This is a genomic window from Lysinibacillus sp. G01H, assembly GCF_028872195.1.
Taxonomy (GTDB): Bacteria; Bacillota; Bacilli; order Bacillales_A; family Planococcaceae; genus Lysinibacillus; species Lysinibacillus capsici.
In genome coordinates this window covers 902,885-927,490 of record NZ_CP118397.1, presented here as the reverse complement: position 1 = coordinate 927,490, position 24,606 = coordinate 902,885, and the positions used below count along the sequence as shown (strand labels likewise).

Annotated in this window: 25 protein-coding genes; 9 read left to right on the top strand and 16 right to left on the bottom strand. The window is 37.4% G+C overall.

The window, feature by feature from the left end; all coding sequences use genetic code 11:
• Window positions 1–37: 37 nt before the first annotated feature.
• From PSR12_RS04425 to typA, 5 genes are all read right to left on the bottom strand, one after another.
• Window positions 38–832: an ABC transporter permease gene (locus tag PSR12_RS04425; RefSeq protein WP_274771792.1), complete on the bottom strand. Its 795-nt coding sequence runs from the start codon at window positions 830–832 to the stop codon at window positions 38–40.
• Complete coding sequence (locus PSR12_RS04420; protein WP_274771791.1) at window positions 825–1,592, bottom strand: ABC transporter ATP-binding protein; 768 nt, start codon at window positions 1,590–1,592, stop codon at window positions 825–827. The genes PSR12_RS04425 and PSR12_RS04420 overlap by 8 nt, the downstream gene beginning before the upstream one ends.
• A 1-nt stretch (window position 1,593) precedes the next feature.
• Window positions 1,594–2,586, bottom strand: a complete 993-nt coding sequence (locus PSR12_RS04415) for an ABC transporter substrate-binding protein (RefSeq protein ID WP_004224773.1) — start codon at window positions 2,584–2,586, stop codon at window positions 1,594–1,596.
• Window positions 2,587–2,802: 216 nt separating this feature from the next.
• On the bottom strand, window positions 2,803–3,201 hold the full coding sequence (locus PSR12_RS04410; protein WP_004224772.1) for a YlaH-like family protein: 399 nt from the start codon (window positions 3,199–3,201) through the stop codon (window positions 2,803–2,805).
• Between the two features lie 30 nt (window positions 3,202–3,231).
• Entirely contained in the window at window positions 3,232–5,076 is a 1,845-nt protein-coding gene (gene typA / locus PSR12_RS04405; RefSeq protein ID WP_221679680.1) for a translational GTPase TypA, read from the bottom strand.
• Between the two features lie 138 nt (window positions 5,077–5,214).
• Here typA and PSR12_RS04400 point away from each other — a divergent pair, with 138 nt between their 5' ends.
• On the top strand, window positions 5,215–5,400 hold the full coding sequence (locus PSR12_RS04400; RefSeq protein WP_004224770.1) for a DUF5325 family protein: 186 nt from the start codon (window positions 5,215–5,217) through the stop codon (window positions 5,398–5,400).
• A gap of 42 nt (window positions 5,401–5,442) precedes the next feature.
• On the opposite strand, the gene PSR12_RS04395 is transcribed toward PSR12_RS04400, so the two are convergent.
• Both PSR12_RS04395 and PSR12_RS04390 read right to left on the bottom strand, forming a co-directional pair.
• The gene (locus PSR12_RS04395; RefSeq protein ID WP_221679679.1) at window positions 5,443–6,237 is read right to left on the bottom strand and encodes an inositol monophosphatase family protein; all 795 of its coding nucleotides are present in this window, start codon (window positions 6,235–6,237) and stop codon (window positions 5,443–5,445) included.
• A gap of 212 nt (window positions 6,238–6,449) precedes the next feature.
• Window positions 6,450–6,647, bottom strand: coding sequence for a hypothetical protein (locus PSR12_RS04390; RefSeq protein WP_026023402.1), 198 nt, complete (start codon window positions 6,645–6,647; stop codon window positions 6,450–6,452).
• A 126-nt stretch (window positions 6,648–6,773) separates the two neighbouring features.
• Here PSR12_RS04390 and PSR12_RS04385 point away from each other — a divergent pair, with 126 nt between their 5' ends.
• Window positions 6,774–7,400 (top strand): YktB family protein, encoded by a 627-nt coding sequence (locus tag PSR12_RS04385; RefSeq protein WP_221679677.1) that lies wholly within the window; start codon window positions 6,774–6,776, stop codon window positions 7,398–7,400.
• 102 nt (window positions 7,401–7,502) lie between these two features.
• Here PSR12_RS04385 and PSR12_RS04380 read toward each other — a convergent pair whose 3' ends face one another.
• Together PSR12_RS04380 and PSR12_RS04375 are read right to left on the bottom strand one after the other, a co-directional pair.
• Window positions 7,503–7,790, bottom strand: coding sequence for a UPF0223 family protein (locus PSR12_RS04380; RefSeq protein WP_221679675.1), 288 nt, complete (start codon window positions 7,788–7,790; stop codon window positions 7,503–7,505).
• 20 nt (window positions 7,791–7,810) lie between these two features.
• Window positions 7,811–8,770: an NAD(P)H-dependent flavin oxidoreductase gene (locus PSR12_RS04375; RefSeq protein ID WP_221679673.1), complete on the bottom strand. Its 960-nt coding sequence runs from the start codon at window positions 8,768–8,770 to the stop codon at window positions 7,811–7,813.
• A 145-nt stretch (window positions 8,771–8,915) separates the two neighbouring features.
• Here PSR12_RS04375 and PSR12_RS04370 point away from each other — a divergent pair, with 145 nt between their 5' ends.
• Window positions 8,916–10,385 (top strand): aminotransferase class I/II-fold pyridoxal phosphate-dependent enzyme, encoded by a 1,470-nt coding sequence (locus tag PSR12_RS04370; RefSeq protein ID WP_004224764.1) that lies wholly within the window; start codon window positions 8,916–8,918, stop codon window positions 10,383–10,385.
• A 245-nt stretch (window positions 10,386–10,630) separates the two neighbouring features.
• Here PSR12_RS04370 and PSR12_RS04365 read toward each other — a convergent pair whose 3' ends face one another.
• A complete protein-coding gene (locus tag PSR12_RS04365) occupies window positions 10,631–11,308 on the bottom strand; it encodes an LrgB family protein (protein ID WP_004224753.1) in 678 nt (225 codons plus the stop codon).
• Entirely contained in the window at window positions 11,301–11,747 is a 447-nt protein-coding gene (locus PSR12_RS04360; protein ID WP_255600439.1) for a CidA/LrgA family protein, read from the bottom strand. The genes PSR12_RS04365 and PSR12_RS04360 overlap by 8 nt, the downstream gene beginning before the upstream one ends.
• A gap of 290 nt (window positions 11,748–12,037) precedes the next feature.
• On the opposite strand from PSR12_RS04360, the gene PSR12_RS04355 reads away from it, so the two are divergent.
• From PSR12_RS04355 to PSR12_RS04335, 5 genes are all read left to right on the top strand, one after another.
• Window positions 12,038–13,696 carry an ATP-binding protein gene (locus PSR12_RS04355; RefSeq protein ID WP_274771786.1) on the top strand — a complete coding sequence of 553 codons (1,659 nt, stop codon included), beginning with the start codon at window positions 12,038–12,040 and terminating at the stop codon, window positions 13,694–13,696.
• Complete coding sequence (locus PSR12_RS04350) at window positions 13,683–14,372, top strand: response regulator (RefSeq protein ID WP_221679669.1); 690 nt, start codon at window positions 13,683–13,685, stop codon at window positions 14,370–14,372. Before PSR12_RS04355 ends, PSR12_RS04350 begins: the two co-directional genes overlap by 14 nt.
• Window positions 14,373–14,497: 125 nt before the next feature.
• The gene (locus PSR12_RS04345) at window positions 14,498–15,517 is read left to right on the top strand and encodes a Bug family tripartite tricarboxylate transporter substrate binding protein (RefSeq protein ID WP_257521257.1); all 1,020 of its coding nucleotides are present in this window, start codon (window positions 14,498–14,500) and stop codon (window positions 15,515–15,517) included.
• Window positions 15,518–15,608: 91 nt separating this feature from the next.
• Window positions 15,609–16,085 carry a tripartite tricarboxylate transporter TctB family protein gene (locus PSR12_RS04340; RefSeq protein ID WP_257521256.1) on the top strand — a complete coding sequence of 159 codons (477 nt, stop codon included), beginning with the start codon at window positions 15,609–15,611 and terminating at the stop codon, window positions 16,083–16,085.
• Window positions 16,086–16,100: 15 nt separating this feature from the next.
• On the top strand, window positions 16,101–17,627 hold the full coding sequence (locus tag PSR12_RS04335; protein ID WP_221679665.1) for a tripartite tricarboxylate transporter permease: 1,527 nt from the start codon (window positions 16,101–16,103) through the stop codon (window positions 17,625–17,627).
• Window positions 17,628–17,679: 52 nt separating this feature from the next.
• On the opposite strand, the gene PSR12_RS04330 is transcribed toward PSR12_RS04335, so the two are convergent.
• The 5 genes from PSR12_RS04330 to pdhA all read right to left on the bottom strand — a co-directional run bounded on the left by PSR12_RS04330 (window position 17,680) and on the right by pdhA (window position 23,649).
• Window positions 17,680–18,462, bottom strand: coding sequence for an SDR family NAD(P)-dependent oxidoreductase (locus tag PSR12_RS04330; RefSeq protein WP_274771783.1), 783 nt, complete (start codon window positions 18,460–18,462; stop codon window positions 17,680–17,682).
• Between the two features lie 272 nt (window positions 18,463–18,734).
• Window positions 18,735–20,150 carry a dihydrolipoyl dehydrogenase gene (gene lpdA, locus PSR12_RS04325; protein ID WP_221679661.1) on the bottom strand — a complete coding sequence of 472 codons (1,416 nt, stop codon included), beginning with the start codon at window positions 20,148–20,150 and terminating at the stop codon, window positions 18,735–18,737.
• 5 nt (window positions 20,151–20,155) lie between these two features.
• Window positions 20,156–21,505: a dihydrolipoamide acetyltransferase family protein gene (locus PSR12_RS04320; RefSeq protein WP_274771780.1), complete on the bottom strand. Its 1,350-nt coding sequence runs from the start codon at window positions 21,503–21,505 to the stop codon at window positions 20,156–20,158.
• 47 nt (window positions 21,506–21,552) lie between these two features.
• Window positions 21,553–22,530 (bottom strand): alpha-ketoacid dehydrogenase subunit beta, encoded by a 978-nt coding sequence (locus PSR12_RS04315; RefSeq protein WP_004224734.1) that lies wholly within the window; start codon window positions 22,528–22,530, stop codon window positions 21,553–21,555.
• 3 nt (window positions 22,531–22,533) lie between these two features.
• A complete protein-coding gene (gene pdhA / locus PSR12_RS04310) occupies window positions 22,534–23,649 on the bottom strand; it encodes a pyruvate dehydrogenase (acetyl-transferring) E1 component subunit alpha (protein ID WP_004224731.1) in 1,116 nt (371 codons plus the stop codon).
• A 394-nt stretch (window positions 23,650–24,043) separates the two neighbouring features.
• On the opposite strand from pdhA, the gene def reads away from it, so the two are divergent.
• The gene (gene def, locus PSR12_RS04305; protein ID WP_221679657.1) at window positions 24,044–24,601 is read left to right on the top strand and encodes a peptide deformylase; all 558 of its coding nucleotides are present in this window, start codon (window positions 24,044–24,046) and stop codon (window positions 24,599–24,601) included.
• Window positions 24,602–24,606 lie beyond the last annotated feature (5 nt).

The following is a 24,606-nucleotide window of genomic DNA, read 5'->3' as shown; positions in this document are numbered from 1 at the left end:
AAGAGGTGCCTCTATTTTGAGACACCTCTTTTTTCTACTATCCATTATTTTTAATAATCGCTTTTTCAACTAATTCTACAACTTGATACATTATCGTAGCAAAAAAGGCAATGATCAGAAGTGACATAAGGACAAGGTTAAAATTAAATACTTGGAAGCCATAGATAATTAAATAACCAAGTCCTTTTGAAGCTACTAAAAATTCCCCTACAATAACCCCTACCCATGATAAACCAACATTCACTTTCAAGGTCGAAATGATCGTAGGAAATGAGGCTGGCAAAATGACCTCACGAAAGATTTGCCATCTTGTCGCTCCAAAGGTTTGTAAAACCTTACTATAATTTGGATCGACACCTTTAAATGCCGTATATACAACAATCGTTGTTATAATGATGGATATTAATGCACCCATAGCTATGATAGAAAAATAACCTGGGCCGAGTGCAACAATCAAAATCGGACCAAGCGCAACTTTTGGCATTGCGTTTAAAATTACTAGATAGGGATCGAGTACTTTTGATAGTAACGGAGACCACCACAAGACAACAGCTATCAATGTTCCTAATAAAGTCCCCGCTAAAAAGCCAATTACGGTCTCCATTAATGTAACACTCACATGCAATGTTAATGAACCATCAATGACTTTTTCAACAAATGTATGCCATACATGAGTTGGCGAGCTAAAAATTAACCGATCAATCCATTCTAATCTTGAAAGCAGTTCCCATCCTCCAAAGAATAGCAGTAAAATAATAAGCTGATACACTCGAACATAGCGTTTTTCTTTTTTTAACAATTGCTGATATTGCTTAAATAACGTATTATCCAAGGCTCTCCAGCTCCTTCCAAATAGTTTGGAAAATATCTGCATAGGCTGGATGCTGTCTTACATCAAAAGGTGATAGTTCATTAAGGGCTTTAGGTATTTCAAACACCTTGTGAACTGTCCCCGGATTTGCAGAAAATAGAACTACGCGCTCACTCATCGCGATTGCTTCACCAATATCATGTGTCACAAGAATAGCAGTCTTTTTATAAGTTTTTAATGTTTCCACCACTAAATCCTCAAGCTTTAATTTCGACTGATAATCTAATGCAGAAAATGGTTCATCTAATAATAAAATTTTAGGATTCACAGCTAAGGTACGAGCAAGGGCGACACGTTGCCTCATACCTCCTGATAACTCTCGAGGGTAATTGTTCCCCACTTGCGGTAATCCTACTTCCTGTAATAACGCATTGGCCGTTACTTTATGTGTTTTATGACTTTTCTCCATTATTTTCAAGCCAATTGTGACGTTTTCTTCAATGGTCTTCCAAGGAAATAAATAATCCTGCTGAAGCATATAGCCAATGCTTGATTGATTACTTACTGATAGCTTTTCACCATCTATATAAACATTGCCTTCAGTGGCAGGGAATAATCCTGCAATAATTGATAATAATGTGGTTTTACCGCAGCCACTCGGCCCAATAAACGAAACAAACTCTCCTTCATGAATGGCTAAACTGATATCACGTAATACTTCCTTTGCCTGCTTACTTGAAAAATAACTATGGTGAATATTCTCCAGCTGTAAAAATTCCATATTACTCAGCAGCCTTTTTGGCAAAAGTAGTGTTCACAAGTTTTTCATACTCCACACGTTGAGGAAGTTCACCTGCTTCCTCCATAATTGTTTGCAAGTTATCCCACTCTCCTTCATCAAGGATTGGGTCAGTAGCATAAGAGCCTTGTGCTTTATATCGCTCAATTACCGTTTCAATTATCTCTATATCTACATTTTCAAAATACGGTTGAATAATCTTTGCTACTTCAGCAGCACTCTCATTTTGCACAAAATCCTGTGCTCGTTTCAATGCATTTGTAAAAGCTTGAACAGTTGAAGCTTCATCCTTTAAATAACTACTTTTGGCCATAAAGGACGTGTAAGGAAGATTACCAGACTCCGTTCCAAACGAAGCTACAATATAACCTTTTCCTTCTTTCTCAAAGACACTCGCAGTAGGTTCAAATAATTGAACATAGTCACCAGTACCTGATGCAAAAGCAGTAGCAATGTTGGCAAAATCAATATTTTGAATGAGCGTTAAATCATTTACAGGGTCGATGCCATGTTTTTTCAGCACGAATTCACCTGCCATTTGTGGCATTCCACCTTTACGTTGCCCCAAAAACGTTGAGCCCTTCAATTGATCCCACGAAAAATTATCTATCTTATCTCTTGCCACTAAAAAGGTACCATCCGTTTGTGTTAACTGTGCAAAATTTTGAATAGGATCATTTGCACCTTGTAATGTGACATAAATAGACGTCTCCGACCCAACTAAAGCTATATCAATTCCATCTGACAGTAACGCCGTCATCGTTTTATCGCCACCTGCAATCGTTTGTAGCTCAACAGAAAGACCCTCCTCCTCGAAGAAACCTTTCTCAAGTGCTACATATTGAGGCGCATAGAAAATTGAACGAGTTACTTCTCCTACTTTGACTTTTTCTAGCTCTGCTTTATTACATGCCGTCAAAGAAAGGAGTAACAAAGCAATGACACCTAATAATAAACCTTTTGTAAGCCAACGCATTCCCTTTCCTCCTTGATGTGTTGAAAATAAGCCTATCGACATTAACTTATTCACATAAGAAGATTTCGGTGCCTATCATTTTTTAATTTGTGTAGAGTGTGGGTGTTTTCTTCAGCTTGACTACAGGGGAAACATACAAAAAAAACAGCCTTAGCTTTAAAACCGCTAAGACTGTTACTAACAGATAAAAAGTTCTTATTATAAAGTACGTAATTGTTATTGATTGGTAGCTTGTTGCTCTTCTCTTTTTTCACGCCATAGTCTTGTTTTATAGACAATTAGAATTAAGGCCGCTACAATCAGACCTTCAATCATTGGTAAGAATAGGGCGAAGAATGTAAGCATGATACAACCTAAAAATAGGAACGCATAAATAATAATATTTTGAGATAACTTTAATTTCTTGGCAAAGCCTAGCTTATAGACAATGGCAGAAAGTACAAATACAAGAAGAAATACAACATAACCTGCTATTTCATAGCTTGGTAAATTTTCATATAAAAATCTAGTGATACCAGCCATTCTCCCATAAACTCGTGTTGTTTCATCTGTACCTGTCTGTGCAGCAACTTGAATAACATTTAGTTCACCCAATAAAGCGGACTTCAGATCCAAGACTCCTCTTCCTTTCGTGGAAGCAAAAAATTATTGTTCAGCGTTTTTTAGTTTTTTCGCTATTCTTTCACGTTCATTTTTATCTAGAATTTGTTTACGAAGGCGAATAGATTCTGGTGTGATTTCTAAATACTCATCATCATTTAAGAACTCTAATGCTTCTTCTAGTGTTAATAGACGTGGCTTTTTAATAACGTTTGTTGCATCTTTTGTCGCAGAACGAACATTCGTTTTTTGCTTCATTTTTGTTATGTTTACAGTGATATCATTATCACGTGTATTTTCACCAACGATCATACCTTCATAAATTTCAGTACCTGGCTCAACAAATAGTGTACCACGGTCCTCTACTTGCATCATACCATAAGTTGTCGATTTACCAGTTTCCATTGATACAAGAACACCTTGGTGACGTCCACCAATACGGCCTGGAATATATGGTTGGTAACAATCGAATGTATGGTTAATGATACCAAAACCTTTCGTCATAGACATGAATTCTGTTGTATATCCAATTAAACCACGTGCAGGAACAAGGAATGTTAAACGTACTTGGCCATTGCCATTGTTCACCATATCCAACATTTCACCTTTACGCGTACCAATCGATTCAATAACCGAACCTACATTTTCTTCTGGAACATCAATTTGTACACGTTCAAATGGTTCACATTTTACACCATCAATTTCACGAATGATAACTTGAGGTTTTGATACTTGTAGTTCAAAGCCTTCACGGCGCATATTTTCAATAAGAATTGATAAATGTAGCTCACCACGACCAGAAACTGTCCATGCATCTGGTGAATCTGTATCTTCTACACGAAGAGATACGTCCGTTTGAAGTTGTGAACGTAAACGCTCTTCTACTTTACGAGCAGTTACCCATTTCCCTTCACGACCTGCAAACGGTGAATTATTCACTAAGAAAGTCATTTGTAATGTTGGTTCGTCAATACGTAATGGTGTTAAAGCTTCTTGATGTTCCACCGGACATACTGTTTCCCCAACATTGATGTCTTCCATCCCTGAAACAGCAATTAAGTCACCAGCTTTTGCTGATTGGATTTCTTCACGTTTTAAACCAAAGAAACCAAATAGTTTCGTAACACGGAATTGTTTCACAGTCCCATCTAACTTCATTAAAGCAACTTGTTGTCCTACTTCAATTGTTCCGCGGAATACGCGTCCAATCCCGATACGACCAACATAATCATTGTAGTCAAGTAATGCCACTTGGAATTGTAATGGATCTACTGAGTTGTCTACTGGTGCAGGAATTGCTTCAATTACCTTTTCAAATAGACATTGCATATTTTCTTCTTGTTTTGTTGGATCAGCATCAAGAGAAGCTGTACCGTTTACACCTGATGCATACACAACAGGGAAATCTAATTGATCATCATCAGCGCCTAGCTCGATGAATAATTCTAATACTTCATCTACTACTTCTAATGGACGAGCTGAGTCTTTATCAACTTTGTTTACAACTACAATCGGTGTTAACTTTTGTTCCAACGCTTTTTTCAGTACAAAGCGTGTTTGCGGCATACAACCCTCATACGCATCGACAACTAGTAAAACGCCATCTACCATTTTTAAAATACGTTCTACCTCACCACCGAAGTCGGCGTGTCCAGGCGTATCAAGGATGTTAATACGTGTTCCGTTATAGTTTACTGCAGTATTTTTTGCTAAAATTGTAATACCACGTTCGCGTTCAATATCATTAGAGTCCATTGCACGTTCTTCAACATGTTCGTTTGAACGGAATGTACCTGATTGTTTTAATAGTTGGTCGACTAAAGTAGTTTTACCATGGTCAACGTGGGCGATAATTGCGATATTGCGAAGATCTTGACGTAAGTTTGTCATTATTCCACTCCATATTCTTTTTTCGAATGTTTAACTGTGATATTATAGCACAAGAAGGATAGAAATGTCCTTATTAGAATTTCCATCATTCTAAAAAATATATTTGATCGACAAATTTTTTATATAGGAGGCTAGGCTATGAATCGTGCAAAAATCGTAATGGCCATCTATGCATTGGCAGCTGTATTAGCAATGTGCTCTATTGGCTACTCTGTTGCAGCTAGTAATGTATTTGGTGTAATAGCTGGTATTGTGGCTACTTGTGTCATTTTCATGACAGCCTTTAAAATGAAGCGTAAACTACGTGCGCAAGGATTACTTTAAAGAACATAAAAAGGAGCTGTCTAATAAATAGACGGCTCTTTTTTATTCATATGGCACTATATATTTTTTTAATAATTCTTTATGAATAGCGGGATTAGCAATAATAAATGTATCCTGATGAAGGAAATCAAAGCCTTCACCATGTAGATTTGTAGCAACTGCTCCAACTTCCTGAGCAATGATGGTCCCTCCTGCAATATCCCATGGTGCTAAACGCATAGAGACATAGGCATCTAATTTGCCACTTACAACAAATGCAATTTCCATTGCTGCGGAGCCATAGGAGCGTGTACCGCGAACTTTACGAACCATATCAATCACTTTTTCATGGTGAATATGTCGGTTAGGTGCGACCCAATGTGCATTTATGCCAATGACTGACTCCTCCATTGTAACAGACTGTAGTTTACGCAATGGTGAATCATTATACCATGCCCCTTGCCCCTCGATGGCACTAAATAAATCCTCCCGCATAACATCAAATATGTAACCTAGCTTTCCTACGCCATTGACAAAAATACCGATAGAAATCATAAAATGACGATGCTGTTTAACAAAATTCATCGTTCCATCAATTGGATCAATAATCCAAACTACACCGTCTAGTGATTTAACCTGTTCGCCCATTCCTTCTTCCCCTAGAATTTTGTGGGTTGGATCAAAAGCTTTAATTTGCTCAATAAAGAATAACTCCGTCTCTCGATCAATATTGGTAACGAGGTCATTTGCACCTGATTTTGTCTCAATTACTAGATTATACGAAAAAGCCTCCCGAATACGTCGCCCAGCTTCAAAAATAATATCTTTTGCAAATTTATCAATTTGTTGTAAATCCACTCATAACCCACCCTTCGAATATAAGAAAAGGCCTTCTATATTAATCGCTCCCGTATGTTTATGATACCTTTTCCCACTACTTCACAACTTTTGCTATATAAAACCTAGTACTACCTTATGATATAATTTCTATTTTACCCTTTGTCACAATAAAAATCACCTGCTGTCGGAATATTCAGCAAGTGATTTTTTAAATGGGTATTAGATTTTGATTACGCATAGGCGTGCAAACTTTCAAGTTCCATCTGAATTTCTGCCAGACGTTTTTTACTTTTTTCAATTTCGATATCATTTTTTTCATTCATTGCTGCAAAAAGTGAAGCTAATTCATAATCTAATTCTAATTGTAAAATATGCTCATATTGCTTTTCAATGTCAACTTTACGTATAATTTTTACGAACGGTTTCATAAAAAACACTTCCTTTTTTTAATTTTTTTACAAAAACTTTGCTCATTTGATAAAGTTCTTGTTATAAGATTTTTTCCCAAATTCAGCGTAAAATAAACCTTATAAAACGAAAGGAGTAAAATAAAATTGCCAAAAATAAAGTGGACAAACAAAGACTTTAAGGTTTTTACAATAGACGGTTTAGAACAGAGAATGGATGCTTTAAATTTACATGTACGTCCAAAATTCAATCAGCTAGGTGAAGATTTTTCTGCATATTTCTCTAGTCAATTAGGTGAAGAATTCTTCCCGCATGTGGCTAAACATGCTCGAAGAACTGTTAACCCTCCAAAAGATAGCTGGGTTGCCTTCGCACCTTATAAAAGAGGTTATAAATCATTGCCTCACTTTCAGATTGGTCTATGGCACACACATTTATTCATCGTCTTAGCTATTATTTATGAAGCGCCTCAAAAAAATGTTATGGCTGAGCGTTTACTAGCTCATAAATCTTTAATTGAACAGCTTCCAGATGATTTTATCGTGTCAGGAGATCATATGTCCCCTGAGGCAGTTTCTCTCGAAGTGGCAAAAGAAGACAAGCTTGAAGAACTTCTTATTCGCCTACGAGATGTCAAAAAGGGTGAATTCTTAATTGGCCGTCATATTGCAAAAGAACAAGCAACCAAATTAACAGCAAGCGAATTACATCAATTAACAGAGGACACATTTAACAGCTTACTTCCTCTTTACAACATTATTGTTGGAAAATAGGCTAACCTTATAAAGTTTTTTATTGATGTAGTTTATGCATTATGTCGTTTTTTAACACAAAAAATAAAGAGTGGATGTGAGTTGATCTCACATCCACTTTTTTTAACGGCCATTTCTTGGGGAAACTTTTATAATCATTCCATCTTCGGCTTCCTTTGTTTGTTTTACAACTGGATAGCTAATGTAGCCACTCGCCTCTTCAAATTCACGAAAAATTGATTTTTCCTCTGCTTGGGAAGGAACAATCTCTTTAAAGCGTCGATATTTAGCTAGCATAACTTCACGCTTGATGCCCTTTTCATAAGCTTTCTCAATTCCCTCAAAGAATTGAATAACATCCACAATCTCCTCTGTGGACCAATCAGTTGAAAACGGATAAGAGTATTCCATTCGACAAAACCACCTTTACGTTATTGCCCCCATTTTAACCGTATACTTTCAGCTTCTGCAACCATTCGCTTAATAAGGTCATCAACGGTTGGAATATCGTGAATCATTCCAGTCACTTGTCCAGCCCAGCCAAAGCCCTGATTCTTATCACCATCGTAAATAAAGCGTTTATTTGCTGAACCACTTATATATTCTTTCAACGCTTCATATGTTGGTGTTTTTTCCTCAATTTCCAAAATCTTCGCAGTAAAGTCATTGCGTAATGCACGAGCTGGTGCACCAATTGAGCGCTTAATAATGGTTGTATCTGCCTCAGTACTTGCAACTAGGGCCTCTTTATAAGCCTGTGAAGCATCAACACACTCTCGTGTTGCTATAAAACGAGTGCCCATTTCAATGCCTTCAGCTCCCAATGCTTGAGCAGCCATCCAGCCGCGCCCATCGCCAATTCCGCCAGAAGCAATGACAGGAATACTTACACTATCAACCACTTGGGGAACAAGAACCATTGTACCGACATCATCACGCCCCAGATGACCGCCACCCTCTTGACCCACAACCATTACAGCATCTGCTCCAAGCTGTTCAGCCTTTTGTGCTTGTCTACGAGCAGCTACAAGTACTAATTTTTTTATAGCTGTGCCTGCCAGCAAATTAAATATAGGCGCTGGATTTCCCCCCGTCATTGTAACAACTGGAACTTCTTCTTCGATTGCAACGCGCACCATATCCTCATAGCCTGTACCATGCATGCCAATCGCAAAATTTACGCCAAATGGTTTATCTGTTAATGTTCGTACCTTATGGATCTCTGCTCGTAATAATTCAGGATCTCGTAAACTCATAGCCGTTATTTGCCCTAAACCACCAGCATTCGACACAGCTGCGGCTAAATCAGCATATGCTAAATAGGCTAATCCCCCTTGAATAATTGGGTATTTAACCTGTAAAAGATCCGTCACACGTGTATTCCAATTCATAGTACCTCCCCTTTCGTTCAATACTATTTTCTCGGTACCCTGAAAAAAATCCTTTTATTTTTTAGGAAAAGCCTATTTTTTCGTGTCGTTAGGTGCTATAATTCATTTGTTTTCTTAGATATTATAAAGTGAGGTGGTACCTGCGTTGTCACAATTAGAGACTCCATTGTTCGACGTATTACTAAAACATCGGAACAGACATCCCATTCAGTTCCATATTCCAGGCCATAAGAAAGGGCAAGGGATGGATCCTGCGTTCCGTGAATTCGTCGGCGACAACGTTTTATCAATTGATTTAATTAATATTGCTCCACTAGACGATTTACATTCACCAAAGGGTGCTATAAAAGAAGCGCAAAACTTAGCAGCTGAAGCCTTTGGTGCTGATCATACATTCTTTTCCGTTCAAGGTACTAGTGGCGCCATCATGACGATGATTCTGACCGTCGTCGGTCCAGGTGATAAAATTCTAGTGCCACGGAATGTTCATAAATCTATTATGTCGGCGATTGTATTCGCTGGTGCCATTCCAATTTTTATTCATCCTGAAGTTGACAGCGAATATGGGATTTCTCATGGCATATCCCCTGAAGCTGTTGAAAAAGCATTAAATGCTTACCCAGATACAAAGGCAGTACTTGTTATTAATCCAACATATTTTGGCTTTACAGCTGATTTAAAGCGTATTGTGGAGATTGCTCATGACCGTAATATTCCTGTAGTAGTAGATGAAGCGCATGGTGTACACATAAAATTCCATGATGACCTTCCATATTCAGCTATGGAAGCAGGTGCTGATATGGCAGCAACAAGCGTTCATAAGCTTGGTGGCTCCATGACACAAACATCTATTTTAAATGTACGTGAGGGTCTTGTTTCTGCAAAACGTGTACAAGCTGTATTTTCTATGTTAACAACTACATCGACATCCTATCCATTACTTGCTTCACTTGACACAGCTCGACGTCAGCTAGCCATTCATGGATACGATTTAATTGACGATGCATTACGTTTAGCAAAGGACGCTCGTAAACGCATCAATCAAATACCACATTTAAAGTGTGCTGGCAAGGAAAAGTTACATTCTTCTGCAACTTATGATATGGATCCATTAAAACTTCTGATTAGTGTGAAAGATTTAGGTATTTCTGGTCATCGAGCTGAGGAATGGTTGCGTTATAATGCCAATATTGAAGTAGAATTGTCTGACCTTTATAATATCTTATGTTTAGTGACTTTAGGAGATACAAAAAAGGAAATCAATCTTTTAATAAATGCTTTAACTCGTATGTCAAAAGCATTTGATTCTGAAGCGGCTATAACAGAGGCTTTAGTAAATGTGCCGGAAATTCCAGCTCTTGCCATGTCTCCGCGTGATGCTTTTTATGCAGATACAGAAGTCGTTCCCCTTGCAGAAGCAGATAACTGTATTTGTGCAGAATTTATTATGGTGTATCCTCCTGGGATTCCTATTTTTATTCCCGGGGAAATAATTACTCAAGAAAATATTCATTATATTCAAATGAATATTGAAGCAGGTTTACCCGTTCAAGGACCAGAGGATACAACATTAAAAACAATTCGTGTTATCAAAGAACGTAAGCCAATTTTCTAAAAAATATAAGCTAGCTCTTCAATAAGAAGGGCTAGCTTTTATATTTAAAATGTGAGTATATTCTTTTTGTTGAACACAACCAGAAAACATTCTCTTCATTTACAAAATAGCTATAATAGAATACTATCTGAAGTGTTTTTAAATTCATTTCATAATGAATAATTGCTTCTAGAAATAACTATTTTTTTCACAACAAAGAATTTGTTTCCATTCGTTTTGAGACAGCTCCTTTTTCCACGATTCTATTATAAAAATAAATACACAAATAAAGGGCAGAAGAAGGCTCCGATAACAGCCGTTAAGCCCATTGATAATGAACCAACTGATAATTCCTGTTCCCCATATTCTCTTAATTTCACAAGACCTACCCCATGTGAGGCACTTCCTACTGCCACTCCCCTACTCACAGCAGAGTCGATTTTGCCATACTTAATGACTAACGGTCCGATAATGGCCCCTACAAACCCTGCAATCATAACGAAAACAGCAGTTAAAGGAGGAATGCCTCCAATCGTTTCGCTCACCTGCATCCCAACAGGCGTTGTTAACGATTTAGGTAAGGCTGTCAGCATCCAGCTAGGTTCTACACCGATCCATTTTAGTAACACAAAAATTGTCACTAAGCCTGTTATCATGCCGATTAGAAGCCCTGATAAAATTGAATACTTATATTTCATAATAATTGCTCGTTGATTATAGAGAGGATATGCAAGTGCCACAACAGCTGGCCCAAGCATTTTCTGAAGCCACTCCCCACCTTGCATATAAGTTGAATATGGAATATCAAACACAAGTAAAACCACTGCACTGACAATCGTAGTCGTGACCAAGGGAATCATGATAGGATGGGGAAATCGTTGATAGAGCTTTGTAAATAAAATAAACATAATGATGGTGCTAAGGACAACTGTTACTTCAATCAACAGTTAATTCCCCCTTTCCTTCTTCCACAGGAGTCTTCGAGCTTTCTTTTTTGGCCAATTCTCTTTTCTCGATGAGCTGTGTCAGCAGTCCTGTTACATAAATAGAGATTAATGTACTAGCAATAATTGCTAAAATAATGAGCAGACCAGTGATTGACATGAGCTCTGGATAATCAATAACACCTACCGTTGCTGGAATGAAAAACAACGTTAAGATGCCAATTAAAAAACCTGCTCCATCTTGTATATATTCGACCTTAATAATTTTAAAATTGAGTGAAAGTGCTAATAAAAGTAAGCCTATGACGCTTCCTGGAAGAGGTATGTGCAAATAAGAAACAATGCCAACCCCCATGTAATAGAAAATAGTAAGTATACCAATTTGCACAATAATCCGAACAACTCGTAACAATAACGCAGCTAAATTTTCGTTCAACATTTCGCCACTTTTCACCCCCTATATCGTTCATTCTACATCTGTAGGAATTTTCTGTCTATTGTAATTTTAGAAAAATAATAATCAAATACAGAAATATCCAAACAATTCTATGAAACAGTATTAAAAGTCCTATTCTACAAGAACTTCATGATTTTACTTTTTATGATTATGACTTTTCAACATTTTTATATTGTGTCTATCCACTTCAAATCACTTTTTTAATGATCATCTAGCAAATTTCGAAATTTTTTTATATAATCGAAAATTACAAAAGATTACTAGTATTATCAATGACCAAAATTTCCAAAATAAACACAAAGGTGGGATTCACTATTTTCTTTAAAACATTAACACTCCAAGCCCGCTTTGCCTATTACAGTAGTTTTTTAATTTTTATTATTGTTATTTTAGCAGGCATCCTCTTTTATATGACCATATCTGATGCATTGCAAACACAAATTGGGAACCGGGCACTATATTTGGCGGAAACAACGGCTAGCAGGGGGGATGTAATTGAAGCGTTTCATACAAATAATCCTTCCGAAAGTCTGCAAAAAATTAGCAAAGAGATTTTGCTTGCTGCAAAAGCTACTTATGTTGTAATAGGAGATAAAAATGGCATACGCTACACCCATCCTATCGCTGACCGTATTGGTAAATCAATGGTCGGAGATGATAATGACCGAGCATTAATCAACGGTGAGTCTTATATTTCCATTGCAAATGGTTCAATGGGACAATCCATTCGTGGGAAGGCACCTATCTTAGACTCAAATGGATCGATTATTGGTGTTGTTTCAATTGGTTACTTAACAAGTGAATTAGATCGCTTATATTTTTTATACCTTGATAATATTTTTTATACGATGGTTATTGCACTAGGCATTGGTATTATCGGCTCTATTTTTTTATCCCGAAACATTAAAAAGCAAATTTTTAATCTAGAGCCAAGTGAAATTGCCAGTCTATTAACAGAAAAAAATACTTTAATTGAATCAGTTCGTGAAGCTATTATTACGGTAAATCAGAAAGGTGAAATTACGACCCTAAACAATGCTGCCGCAAAAATCTTACATTTAACGGATTCAGCTTCTATTATTGGCGATAATATCGAGCAGCATATACCAAACACACATCTGCTTAACGTATTAATGAAGGGTGAAAAACAACTTGATAAATTGATGATTGTTAACGGTCATGAAATTATTGTTAACCGTGTACCTATGAAGGTGAATGGTCAAGTTGTCGGCGCAGTTGCAAGTTTCCGATTACAATCAGAAATAGAGCAAATGGCTATCGAATTATCACAAGTAAAACAATATACAGAGGCTTTACGTGCCCAAACACATGAGTTTAATAATGTCCTTTACACAATATCCGGCCTTATTCAATTAAATGCATCTGATGAAGCACTGTCTATTATTCATAAAGAGGCACAAGGACATTCTTCTCTAACCCAATTTATAACAAAGCGTGTAAAAGACCCTTTTTTGAATGGTTTAATTATCGGATTTTTTAATCGTGGACGTGAATTAAAGATCAAGTTGGTTTTTGATGAGGATAGTTATTTAGAAACATTTCCTGAAAGCATCGAAAAAAGCTTAATTATTTCTATAATGGGAAATTTATTAACCAATGCTTTTGAAGAGGTCGAAAAAAACAAAGAGCGACAACCAATTATTAGGCTTTTTATATTTGATAATGGAGAGGAAATTATCTTTGAGGTCGAGGACTCTGGACAAGGTTTAGCACAAGAAAAACTAGACGTGCTATTTTCAGAAAATATTTCTACGAAAGATAGTAAACATCGAGGCTATGGATTAAGGAAAGTCATTTCCAGTATCCATGATTTAAACGGTACTCTTGCTCTTGAAGAAGGAGATTTAGGAGGTGCCCTATTTATCGTATCTATTAGCAAAAGGGGGACTATGATCCATGAACAATATTGAAGTGCTGGTAATTGAAGATGATGTACGTGTAGCAGATGTACATTGTCGTTTTTTAGAAAAAATTGAAGGCTTTACAGTAATTGCACGGGCAAGCACGGGAGAAGAAGCTTTAGATTGGCTTCAATCATTTTCACCACACCTTATATTACTCGATGTCTTTTTGCCAGATATACTGGGAGTAGATTTAATTGATAAAATCCAAGAAGTGAGCCCAACAAGTAGTATTATTTTGATTACCGCAGCTACAGAGGCACATATAGTACAGAAAGCTTATCGGAAAAATGTTACTGATTACATTTTAAAGCCATTTACATTCGAACAGCTAAAAGAGAGTATAGAAAAATTCCGTTACAAGTATCTATTGCTGAAAAATAATGAAAAATTTACACAAGAAAAAATTCAATATCTTTGGCCAAAAGCAGGTTCATCCACCCCTCTAGAAACACCGTTATTATTACCAAAAGGGATAGATCCAACAACTATGAATCATGTTATCAACCATTTAAGTATAATGGAGAATGGTAGTACAGCTGAGCTATTGGGAAAGAATATCGGTGTCAGCCGTTCCACTGCTCGTCGTTATTTAGAATTTTTAGTTACACAAAAGCAGGTCTATACCGAACTGACTTATGGCACAGTTGGGCGTCCTGAGCGACGATACTTTATTTCCACATAAACTTTATGAACAAAATGCTGTTAATTCACATTATTATCACAATATTCCTAAAATTAAGAAGTAAGTTATAGTATGGGTAGCGCTAAATTGATAGCGCTACCATTTTATTTTTAAGGGGGATTTTTATGTGGAGGAACATTTCTAAAATAATGGCAGCAGGCTTATTATTTACTAGTTTAGTTGGCTGTTCAGCATCAACTGGAGAAAAAACAGAGGGAAAGAAGGCCAATGATTATCCGAAAAGTAATATTACCATTGTTGCTCCATCAGGTGCTGGTGGTGGCTGGGATTTAACAGCTCGTGCAGTGGCAAAAACAATGAGTGATACTGGGTTGATTGATAAGGCGATTCAAGTTGAGAATAAGCCAGGTGGTGGTGGTGCTGCCTTCATGGCAACATTTGCTACAAAGGAAGCCAATAATGATTATATGTTAATGGTTAAATCACCACCAATCCTTATAAATCATGAAAAGGCTGAAGGAAATAGTAAATTTGGCTATAAGGATACTACACCTTTAGCTCAATTAACACGGGACTATGGCGCAATCGTTGTTAAAAAGGATTCTCCTTTCCAAACGCTTGAAGATGTTTTAAATGCTATGAAAACTTCACCAAAAGATGTCACATTAGCAGGTGGTTCTGCACCGGGCTCGATGGATCACCTAGTAGGAATTATTCCGGCTTATAAAGTGGGGATTGACTTAAAAACAATTAAATATGTTTCTTATGATGGTGGTGGTGAGGCGGTTACAGCATTATTAGGTGGCAATGCTGATGTTATTGCAACAGATGCCTCCACAATTGCTACTTATGTTAAATCAGGAGATGTTCGTGTATTAGCTGTCAGTTCCTCTGAACGCTTAGAAGGTGAGCTAGCAGAAGTTCCTACATTTAAAGAGGCTGGTATTGATGAGGAATTTACAATTTGGCGTGGTATCTTTGGTCCAAAAAATATGAGTAAAGATGCGATTGCCTATTGGTCTGAAAAATTACATGCAATGTCTGAATCAAAAGAATGGCAAGCTGAGGTGACCCGTAATGGTTGGCAAGCAGAATATCGTAATGCACAAGATTTTACAGCTTATCTAGACAATCAAAATAAAATAATCATTGAACTACTAACAGCTCTTGGTATGCAAAAATAAAGAATCGTTTTAAAAAAAGACACAAGTATTTCCATTAAATATAGAACTACTTGTGTAACTTTATTCTATTTTCAATGGAGGTGTAAAACGGTTGAGCTATACATTTGATAAAACATTTAGCATTATCCTCTTAACACTTAGCATTCTGTTTATTTTTCAAGCAACTCAGATTTCTGATAGTGCATATGGATCTACAGTTGGGCCCAAAATTTTCCCATTAGGTTTAGGTATTATTTTAGGTTTATTAAGTCTTCAATTATTTTATGAATCATGGAAAAAAGCTGTGAGAGAGCGAGTCACAGGAGGACCAACTACTTCTTCTAAAATAGCTTCAACAGAGCTCAAAAAGTTCTTAATTATTTTAGGTAGCGCTCTTGCGTATGTATTTTTCCTTGAAAAAATTGGCTATATGATAACAACATTTTTATTTTTGTGTATTAGTTTCCAAACAATGGAACGTACTAAACTTATTTATTCAATTATTATTGCAGCTGGATTTTCACTAGGCGTCTATTATTTATTTACAAGTTTACTAGGAGGATCATTGCCTAGTTTCCCAATTTTTTAGTACAGGAGTGAACATATGTCGACATTGCAATTTTTAGCTGATGGATTTGCAGTTGCCCTTCAATGGCAAAACCTTTTATTCGCTCTTGTGGGCGTCATAATTGGTACAGCAGTTGGTGTACTTCCAGGTATAGGTCCAATGAGTGGAGTGGCTTTATTAATCCCCGTTACAGCAACTATTACAGCTGGACTACCTACTGAGGCTGCCGCTACCAGCTCAATTATTTTACTTGCAGGTGTATACTATGGGGCTATGTATGGTGGATCAACAACATCCATTCTATTAAACACGCCTGGTGAATCATCATCAGTTGTGACAACATTGGATGGCTATCAAATGGCTAAACAAGGTCGTGCTGGAAGTGCTCTTTCTATCGCGGCCATAGGCTCATTTTGTGCGGGCGTTGTAGCGCTATTAGGTCTGATATTATTAGCCAATCCATTGTCAAAAGTAGCACTTAAATTTGGACCCGCAGAATACTTTTCTTTGATGTTATTAGGACTTGCAGCAGTTAGTGGCCTAGCAGGACGTTCTATTACCAAAGCTTTAATTATGACTGTTTTAGGGCTTATGCTCGGGACAGTTGGTATTGATGCCGTATCAGGTATCGAACGTTTTACATTTGGTCAGCCAATGCTGTTCTCTGGCATTGAATTTTTAACCATCGCTGTTGGTTTATTTGCATTAGGCGAAGTATTTAAAACCATTCTTGAAAAAGAAGAAGAGGATGGTCAATTAGCAAAAATTAATCGCGTATTACCAACAAAGGAAGATTTAAAGGATAGTGCTGTTCCTATTGCTCGCGGCTCATTATTAGGCTTTTTTATTGGCGTATTACCCGGTGCTGGTGCAACACTTGCCTCATTCTTTTCTTATATTACTGAGAAAAAATTTAGTAAAACACCCGAGCAATTCGGAAAAGGTCATATTGCGGGTGTAGCTGGGCCAGAATCGGCTAACAATGCTGCATCAGGCGGTGCAATGATCCCATTACTAACTTTAGGAATTCCTGGCTCAGGTACTACTGCAATTTTAATGGGCGCACTTATTATGTATAATATTCAGCCAGGTCCATTATTATTTGATGAGCACCCTCAAGTTGCTTGGGGATTAATTGCCAGTATGTTTATTGGAAATTTAATGTTATTAGCATTAAATATGCCTTTGGTCCGTATTTTTGCCAAAATCATCGAAACGCCTAAAAAATATTTATTGCCTATTATTATTGCCATTTCAATTTTTGGCGTTTATGCTGTACAATTTGCCACGTTTGATTTATTTTTATTAGTAGCTTGTGGTGTACTTGGTTATCTATTTGCTAAATATGATTATCCAGTAGCTCCATTAGTACTTGCCTTAGTACTAGGGCCGATGATTGAAAATAATATGCGCCGTGCATTAACCATTTCGAATGGAGACTTTTCTATTTTTATAACAAAGCCTTTATCATTACTATTTTTAGTGATTGCCATTTCCTGGTTACTTATACCACTGATTATGAAGATACGTGGTAAAAATGTGGTTATTAATGAAGAAGGATAAATATTCTTAAAAATCCACTATACTTCTATTAGTATAGTGGTTTTTTACTATTCTATAATGCGTGACCAGAGCCACCATCAATATTAACAGCTGTTCCTGTAACATAGCTCGCCGCATCAGATACTAGGAAAGTGATAACGTTTGCTGCTTCTTGCGTATCACCTACACGACCAAGCGGAATTGCTTGCCCCACTTTACGAGAATATTCTTCCCACGATAAATTAGGTTCTTCCTTTTTCCATTTCTTTTCGATTTGATCACTACGAATAAGTCCTATACAGACAGAATTTACTCGAATATTATCCTTCCCTAAATCCTTGCTCATCGCTTTTGTCAAGGCAAGCCCCGCAGCACGGCTTACAGTAGTTGGAAGTGAGCTTGCAGGTGGCGTTTTAGCCATCACGGCAGTCACATTAACGATTGCACCGCCCCCAGCCTTTCGCATATATGGAGCAGCATATTTAGAACAATGAATAGCTCCAAATACCTTTAAATCTAAATCTGCCTGCCACAGCTCACTACTCACCGATTCAAAGGGATTCGCTGAAGCTGTACCTGCATTATTAATAAGAATATCAACACGTCCATAATGTTCGACAGTACGCTCGATTAGATACTTACAATCTTTTTCTTTTGTAATATCAGTTGGAACAATTAAAACATCTACGCCTGTTTCATTTTTTATGCATCCAGCAGCCACTTGCAGTTGTTTTTCACCACGAGCGCAAAGTACAACCTCTGCACCCTCTTTAACAAGCTGCATGGCTGTATAATAGCCAATTCCTTTACTTGACCCTGTTATAATTGCTACTTTCCCCGTTAAATTAAGCTCCATTAATAAATCCTCCCTTACTTTCTACAATGCTATCATTATAGCATTTATCGACTATTCAGAATAATCAAAGGAGCTTGTAAATGATAGAAATACGATTTGAAAGCTATAATGACGGAATATTTTCTATGAGAAGCTACTTATCATTGTCATTAAAGCCTGTTAGGGGAAAAGATTATATAAAAATTTAATTGTTCATATAAAATAAAACATTGGCTAAAAAAAGAGTGTAGATAAGCGAATGATCCCGCTTTATCTACACTCTTTTATTCAAATTATTTTTTCGCTACAATGTGGATTGGGTTGCCAAGTAATACTTCAGCAGTTTCCATTGTAATTTCACCTAACGTTGGGTGAGCGTGAATTGTTAATGCGATATCCTCAGCAGTCATGCCGCCTTCAATCGCTAAGCCCATTTCAGCGATCATATCAGATGCACCAGCACCTACGATTTGAGCACCAATTAATAAGCCATCCTCTTTACGAGCAACAAGTTTCACGAAACCTTCTGATTGGTTTAATGCAAGAGCACGACCATTTGCTGCGAATGGGAATTTCGCTGCAGTATATTCGATGCCTTCAGCTTTTGCTTGTTCTTCGTTGTAACCAACTGTCGCCATTTCTGGATCTGTGAAACATACAGCTGGAACAGCAAGATAATCAACTACTGATTTTTCACCCGCAATTGCTTCAGCAGCAACTTTACCTTCGTAAGATGCTTTATGTGCAAGTTGTGGACCTGCTACGATATCACCGATTGCATAGATGTTTGGAATATTTGTACGACATTGTTTGTCAACATTGATTAGACCACGTTCACCGAATTCAACTCCGATTTCAGCAAGTCCCATTTCATCTGTATTTGGACGACGTCCTACAGTAACTAACACGTAATCAGCTTCAACTTTTTTCTCTTCTCCGCCAACTTCATAAGTTACTACTACGCCGTTTTCAGTTTCTTCTACGCCTTTTGCAGATGCGTTAACTTCAATTTCAACGCCTTTCTTTTTAAGGCCTTTTTTCACGATTTGCGTCATTTGTTTTTCGAAGCCAGCTAAAATATCTTTTCCGCCTTCGATAATTGTTACTTGAGAGCCAAGGTTTGCATAAGCGGATCCTAGCTCAGTACCAATATAACCGCCACCGATAACAACTAATTTACTAGGTACTTCTTGTAAAGAAAGTGCACCAGTAGAATTTAATACGCGATCAGTGAATTTGAATGTTGGAATTTCAACTGGACGAGAACCTGTTGCAATAATGACATTGTTAAATGTGTAAGTTTGAGCAGATTCACCATTGATGATACGCACTGAATGAGCGTCAACGAAATAAGCTTCACCTTGTACAATTTCAACTTTGTTACCTTTAAGTAAGCCTTCAACACCGCCAGTTAATTTCTTAACAACGCTGTCTTTAAATGCTTGTGCTTTTGAGAAGTCTAATTTCACATCAGAAGCGATGATTCCCATGTCATCTGAATGTTTAGCTTGCTCAAAACGGTGACCTACTGAAATTAATGCTTTTGATGGGATACAACCTACGTTTAAGCACACTCCACCAAGTACATTTTTTTCAACGATTGTTACTTTTTGGCCAGTTTGAGCTGCACGAATTGCTGCTACATATCCTCCAGGACCTGAACCAATGACAAGAGTATCTGTTTCGATTGGGAAATCTCCTACTACCATTTTTGTTACGCCTCCATTAATAATAATTCTGGCTCACTTAACAAACGCTTTAAGTGATTTAAAGCATTTTGCGCAGTGGCTCCATCGATCATACGATGATCAAAGCTCAATGATAATGCTAACACAGGTGCGGCTACAATTTCACCATTTTTTATTACAGGTTTTTCTGAAATTCGACCAATACCTAGAATTGCTACTTCAGGATGGTTAATAACTGGTGTAAACCATTGTCCTCCTGCAGAACCAATATTCGTAATGGACATGGAAGCACCTTTCATTTCATGTGGTGCTAGCTTTCCTTCACGGGCTTTTGTCGCTAATTCATTAATTTCATTAGACACTGCAAATACAGATTTACGATCTGCATGCTTAATAACTGGTACTAGTAAGCCTCTTTCAGTATCTGCTGCAATACCAATGTTATAGTAATGCTTTTGGATAATTTCTTGTGTTGCATCATCTAAAGAGCGATTAAATTCTGGGAACTCGCGTAAAGTTGAAATAAGTGCTTTCACTACATATGGTAAGTATGTTAATTTAACACCTTTTTCGGCAGCGATATCTTTGAATTTTTTACGATGTGCTACAAGAGCTGTTACATCGACTTCATCCATTAGTGTAACATGAGGAGCCGTTTGTTTCGAGTGTACCATTGCTTTAGCAATCGCTTTTCGAATACCTGACATTTTTTCACGAGTCTCTGGGAAATCCCCCTCAAGAACTACTGGTGCTACTGGTGTAGACGTTTCTTGTTGAACTGTTTCTTCTGATGTTTCGATATTTGCAGTTTCAGCCTCTACAGTACCGCCACCTTTTAAGAAGTTTTCAATATCTTCTTTAAGGATTCGACCGTTTTTGCCTGTACCCTTCACTTTACGAATATTTACATCGTTATCACGAGCAAATTTACGTACAGAAGGCATCGCGATTACACGTTTTGTTTCATCAACTACTGTCTCCACTTTTTCTGGAGCTTTTTCAGGGGCTTTTTCTGGTGCCTTTTCCTCTTTAGCAGGAGCTTTTTCTACGTTCTGACCAGATTCAGCAGTTGCTTGAACTTGTGCCTCTGTTTTTGCTTCGGCATGATCGTCACCTTTTAGCTTTAAGTCTTCATAGCCAGGTGCGTCTAATCGGATTAAAACATCGCCAACTACGGCAACTGTCCCTTCTCCTACTAAAACTTCCTCTACTGTTCCTTCAACTGGTGAAGGGATTTCTACTACTGCTTTATCATTTTGTACTTCACAAAGAATATCGTCTTCTTTTACTGTATCTCCAGCTTTAACGAACCATTTCACAATCTCGCCTTCGTGAATACCCTCGCCAATATCCGGTAATCTGAATTCAAATGCCATGTGTACCCATCCTTTCTATTTACTGTTGTTCAAGTTTAGAAGCTTTATTAGAATGTTAAAACTTTTTTCGCTGTTTCCATTACATCTTTGTAATTTGGTAACCAAACACCTTCAGCTTGTGGGAATGGGTACACAGTATCTGGTGCAGCCACACGAAGAACAGGAGCCTCTAAGCTTAAAATTGCTCGCTCTGTAATTTCTGCTACTACGTTCGCAGCGATACCTGCTTGTTTTTGAGCTTCTTGGACAACGATTGCACGACCTGTTTTTTCAACTGATGCGATAATTGTTTCCACATCGATTGGTTGAATTGTACGTAAGTCAATTACTTCTACAGAATGTCCTTCTTTTTCAAGTTCTTCTGCAGCCTTTAAGCTTTCATGAACCATTAAACCGTAAGCAACAATTGTTAAATCAGTACCTTCACGTTTTACATCTGCTTTTCCTAGTGGGATTTCGTATGCTTCCTCAGGTACTTCTTCACGGAATGAACGGTATAGTTTTAAATGCTCTAAGAAAATAACTGGGTTGTCATTACGAATAGAAGAAATAAGTAAACCTTTTGCATCATATGGTGTTGATGGTACAACAACTGTTAATCCTGGTTGTGCTGTCATTAAGCTTTCTAAGCTATCTGAGTGCATTTCAGGTGTGTGCACACCACCACCAAATGGTGAACGGATTGTTACTGGAGCATTGTATACGCCACCACTACGGTAGCTCATACGTGCTAGCTGGCCACTGATTGAATCCATAACTTCATAAACGAAACCGAAGAATTGAATTTCAGGAACTGGACGGAATCCTTGAAGAGAAAGGCCAACTGCTAAGCCACCAATACCTGATTCTGCTAATGGTGTATCAAATACGCGGTCAACCCCAAATTCTTTTTGTAGGCCTTCTGTCGCGCGGAATACCCCACCGTTGACACCTACATCTTCCCCGAATACAAGAACGTTTTCATCATTCTTTAATTCTGTGCGAAGTGCATCTGTAATTGCTTGAATCATCGTCATTTGTGCCATAGGTTATTTCGACTCCTTCTCTTTATAGATTTCATACTGTTCTTTTAGATTAGAAGGCATTTCGCCTTTATACATATTTTCCATTAACTCTGTTACTTTTTGTTTTGGAGCAGCATCTGCTTTTTTGATTGCTTCTTTAATTTCTTCTTTTGCTCGCTCAATTACTGCTTCTTCTTTTTTCTCATCCCATATACCTTTTGCTTCTAGGTATTTACGGAAGCGAACTAGAGGATCTTTTTGAGCCCATTCATTATCTGTATCAGAAGTACGGTAACGAGTTGGGTCATCCCCAGCCATTGTATGAGGACCATAACGGTAACACATTGTTTCAATTAATGTTGGACCTTCACCATTAACCGCGCGCTCACGAGCATCACGAGTTGCTACATAAACTGCAAGCGCATCCATTCCATCTACTAAAATACTTGGTAAGCCTGCTGCTACACCTTTTTGTGCAATTGTTTTAGCAGCTGTTTGCAATTCACGAGGTGTTGAGATTGCATATTGGTTATTTTGTACAATGAAGATTGCTGGAGATTTAAATGCACCTGCAAAGTTAATGCCTTCATAGAAGTCTCCCTGAGAAGAACCACCGTCACCTGTATACGTTACTGCAACAGCTTTTTTCCCGCGTTTTTTAATACCAAGTGCTACCCCAGCAGCTTGAATATATTGTGCACCAATAATAATTTGTGGAGCTAAAACGTTTACACCTTCAGGAACCTGATTCCCCATGAAGTGCCCACGTGAGAATAAAAATGCTTTTTCAAGTGGTAAGCCATGCCATACAATTTGTGGCACATCACGGTAACCTGGTAAAATCCAATCTTCTTGTTCTAATGCAAAGTGAGAAGCAAGTTGTGAAGCTTCTTGACCCGCAGTTGGTGCATAGAAGCCTAAACGTCCTTGACGATTTAATGAGATTGATCGTTGATCTAAAATACGTGTGTAAACCATACGTGTCATTAACTCAACTAGTTCCTCATCTGATAATTTAGGATCTGCCTCTTTATTTATAATTTCGCCTTCTTCATTCAAAATTTGAAACATTTCAAACTTATCTTCGATTTCAGTTAGCGTTTGTTTAGCATCAAAAATATTATTGTTTTTCTTGCTCATTTGTCACATCTCCCTTTCAGCTGTATTAAAATAAATCACCTTTTTAACTAGTACAACTTATTCTTGACACTCAGTATACTGAATAAAATACTGTCGGTCAATCATCTATTACTGCTATATACAAAGATTTTTTCTAGAATAACAATCAAATACCGCTGTCCTATACTGTATTACTATTATTCAATTTCTGTATTACAACACCTTATTCACACCATACAACTCTTGCGTTTTCCAACAGGTTTTCCCCTAGTAGAATACCCCATTCTCGAAAATCTAATAGCATTAGAAAAATTTTTTAAGTATATTCAAATAAGGACTTTTTTCATGGGATTGTACGAAAACGTGATGTATACTTATTAGTAAGCACTACAAAGTTGAAAGGAAGATTACTATTATGATTTTAATGGATGATATTATCCGCGAAGGTCATCCGACTTTACGCACAAAAGCAGAGGAAGTTAAATTCCCTTTAACTGATGAAACAAGAAAGCTTGCTGAGGATATGCTTCAATATTTAATCAACAGCCAAGATCCTGAAATGGCAGAAAAATATAATTTGCGTAGTGGCATTGGTTTGGCTGCCAATCAGGTAAATAGCTTACAGCGCATGTTTGCCCTTCATTTAAAAGATGAGGCTGGTGAACAATTAAGCTTTGTAGCCATAAATCCAAAGATCGTTAGCCATTCTGTTGAAAACACATACCTATCATCAGGAGAAGGATGTCTTTCTGTTGACCGTAATATTCCTGGGTATGTACCTCGTCATGCACGAATCACAGTAAAATTTAAAACAATTGATGGTGAAGAGAAAAAAATGCGCCTTAAGGGCTTGCCAGCTATTGCCTTTCAACATGAATTAGATCATCTAAATGGCGTTATGTTTTATGACCGTATTAATGAAAAGAATCCATTTGCGGAAATACCAGATTCAATCCCATATGAGCGCGACTAAAAACA

Coding starts and splice junctions, on each gene's coding strand:
- PSR12_RS04420 (WP_274771791.1), bottom strand. CDS start 1,592: ATGGAATTTTTACAGCTGGAGAATATTCACCATAGTTATTTTTCAAGT.
- PSR12_RS04415 (WP_004224773.1), bottom strand. CDS start 2,586: ATGCGTTGGCTTACAAAAGGTTTATTATTAGGTGTCATTGCTTTGTTA.
- typA (WP_221679680.1), bottom strand. CDS start 5,076: ATGACAAACTTACGTCAAGATCTTCGCAATATCGCAATTATCGCCCAC.
- PSR12_RS04400 (WP_004224770.1), top strand. CDS start 5,215: ATGAATCGTGCAAAAATCGTAATGGCCATCTATGCATTGGCAGCTGTA.
- PSR12_RS04390 (WP_026023402.1), bottom strand. CDS start 6,647: ATGAAACCGTTCGTAAAAATTATACGTAAAGTTGACATTGAAAAGCAA.
- PSR12_RS04380 (WP_221679675.1), bottom strand. CDS start 7,790: ATGGAATACTCTTATCCGTTTTCAACTGATTGGTCCACAGAGGAGATT.
- PSR12_RS04375 (WP_221679673.1), bottom strand. CDS start 8,770: ATGAATTGGAATACACGTGTGACGGATCTTTTACAGGTTAAATACCCA.
- PSR12_RS04360 (WP_255600439.1), bottom strand. CDS start 11,747: ATGTTGAACGAAAATTTAGCTGCGTTATTGTTACGAGTTGTTCGGATT.
- PSR12_RS04355 (WP_274771786.1), top strand. CDS start 12,038: ATGACCAAAATTTCCAAAATAAACACAAAGGTGGGATTCACTATTTTC.
- PSR12_RS04350 (WP_221679669.1), top strand. CDS start 13,683: ATGAACAATATTGAAGTGCTGGTAATTGAAGATGATGTACGTGTAGCA.
- PSR12_RS04345 (WP_257521257.1), top strand. CDS start 14,498: ATGTGGAGGAACATTTCTAAAATAATGGCAGCAGGCTTATTATTTACT.
- PSR12_RS04335 (WP_221679665.1), top strand. CDS start 16,101: ATGTCGACATTGCAATTTTTAGCTGATGGATTTGCAGTTGCCCTTCAA.
- PSR12_RS04330 (WP_274771783.1), bottom strand. CDS start 18,462: ATGGAGCTTAATTTAACGGGGAAAGTAGCAATTATAACAGGGTCAAGT.
- lpdA (WP_221679661.1), bottom strand. CDS start 20,150: ATGGTAGTAGGAGATTTCCCAATCGAAACAGATACTCTTGTCATTGGT.
- PSR12_RS04320 (WP_274771780.1), bottom strand. CDS start 21,505: ATGGCATTTGAATTCAGATTACCGGATATTGGCGAGGGTATTCACGAA.
- PSR12_RS04315 (WP_004224734.1), bottom strand. CDS start 22,530: ATGGCACAAATGACGATGATTCAAGCAATTACAGATGCACTTCGCACA.
- pdhA (WP_004224731.1), bottom strand. CDS start 23,649: ATGAGCAAGAAAAACAATAATATTTTTGATGCTAAACAAACGCTAACT.
- def (WP_221679657.1), top strand. CDS start 24,044: ATGATTTTAATGGATGATATTATCCGCGAAGGTCATCCGACTTTACGC.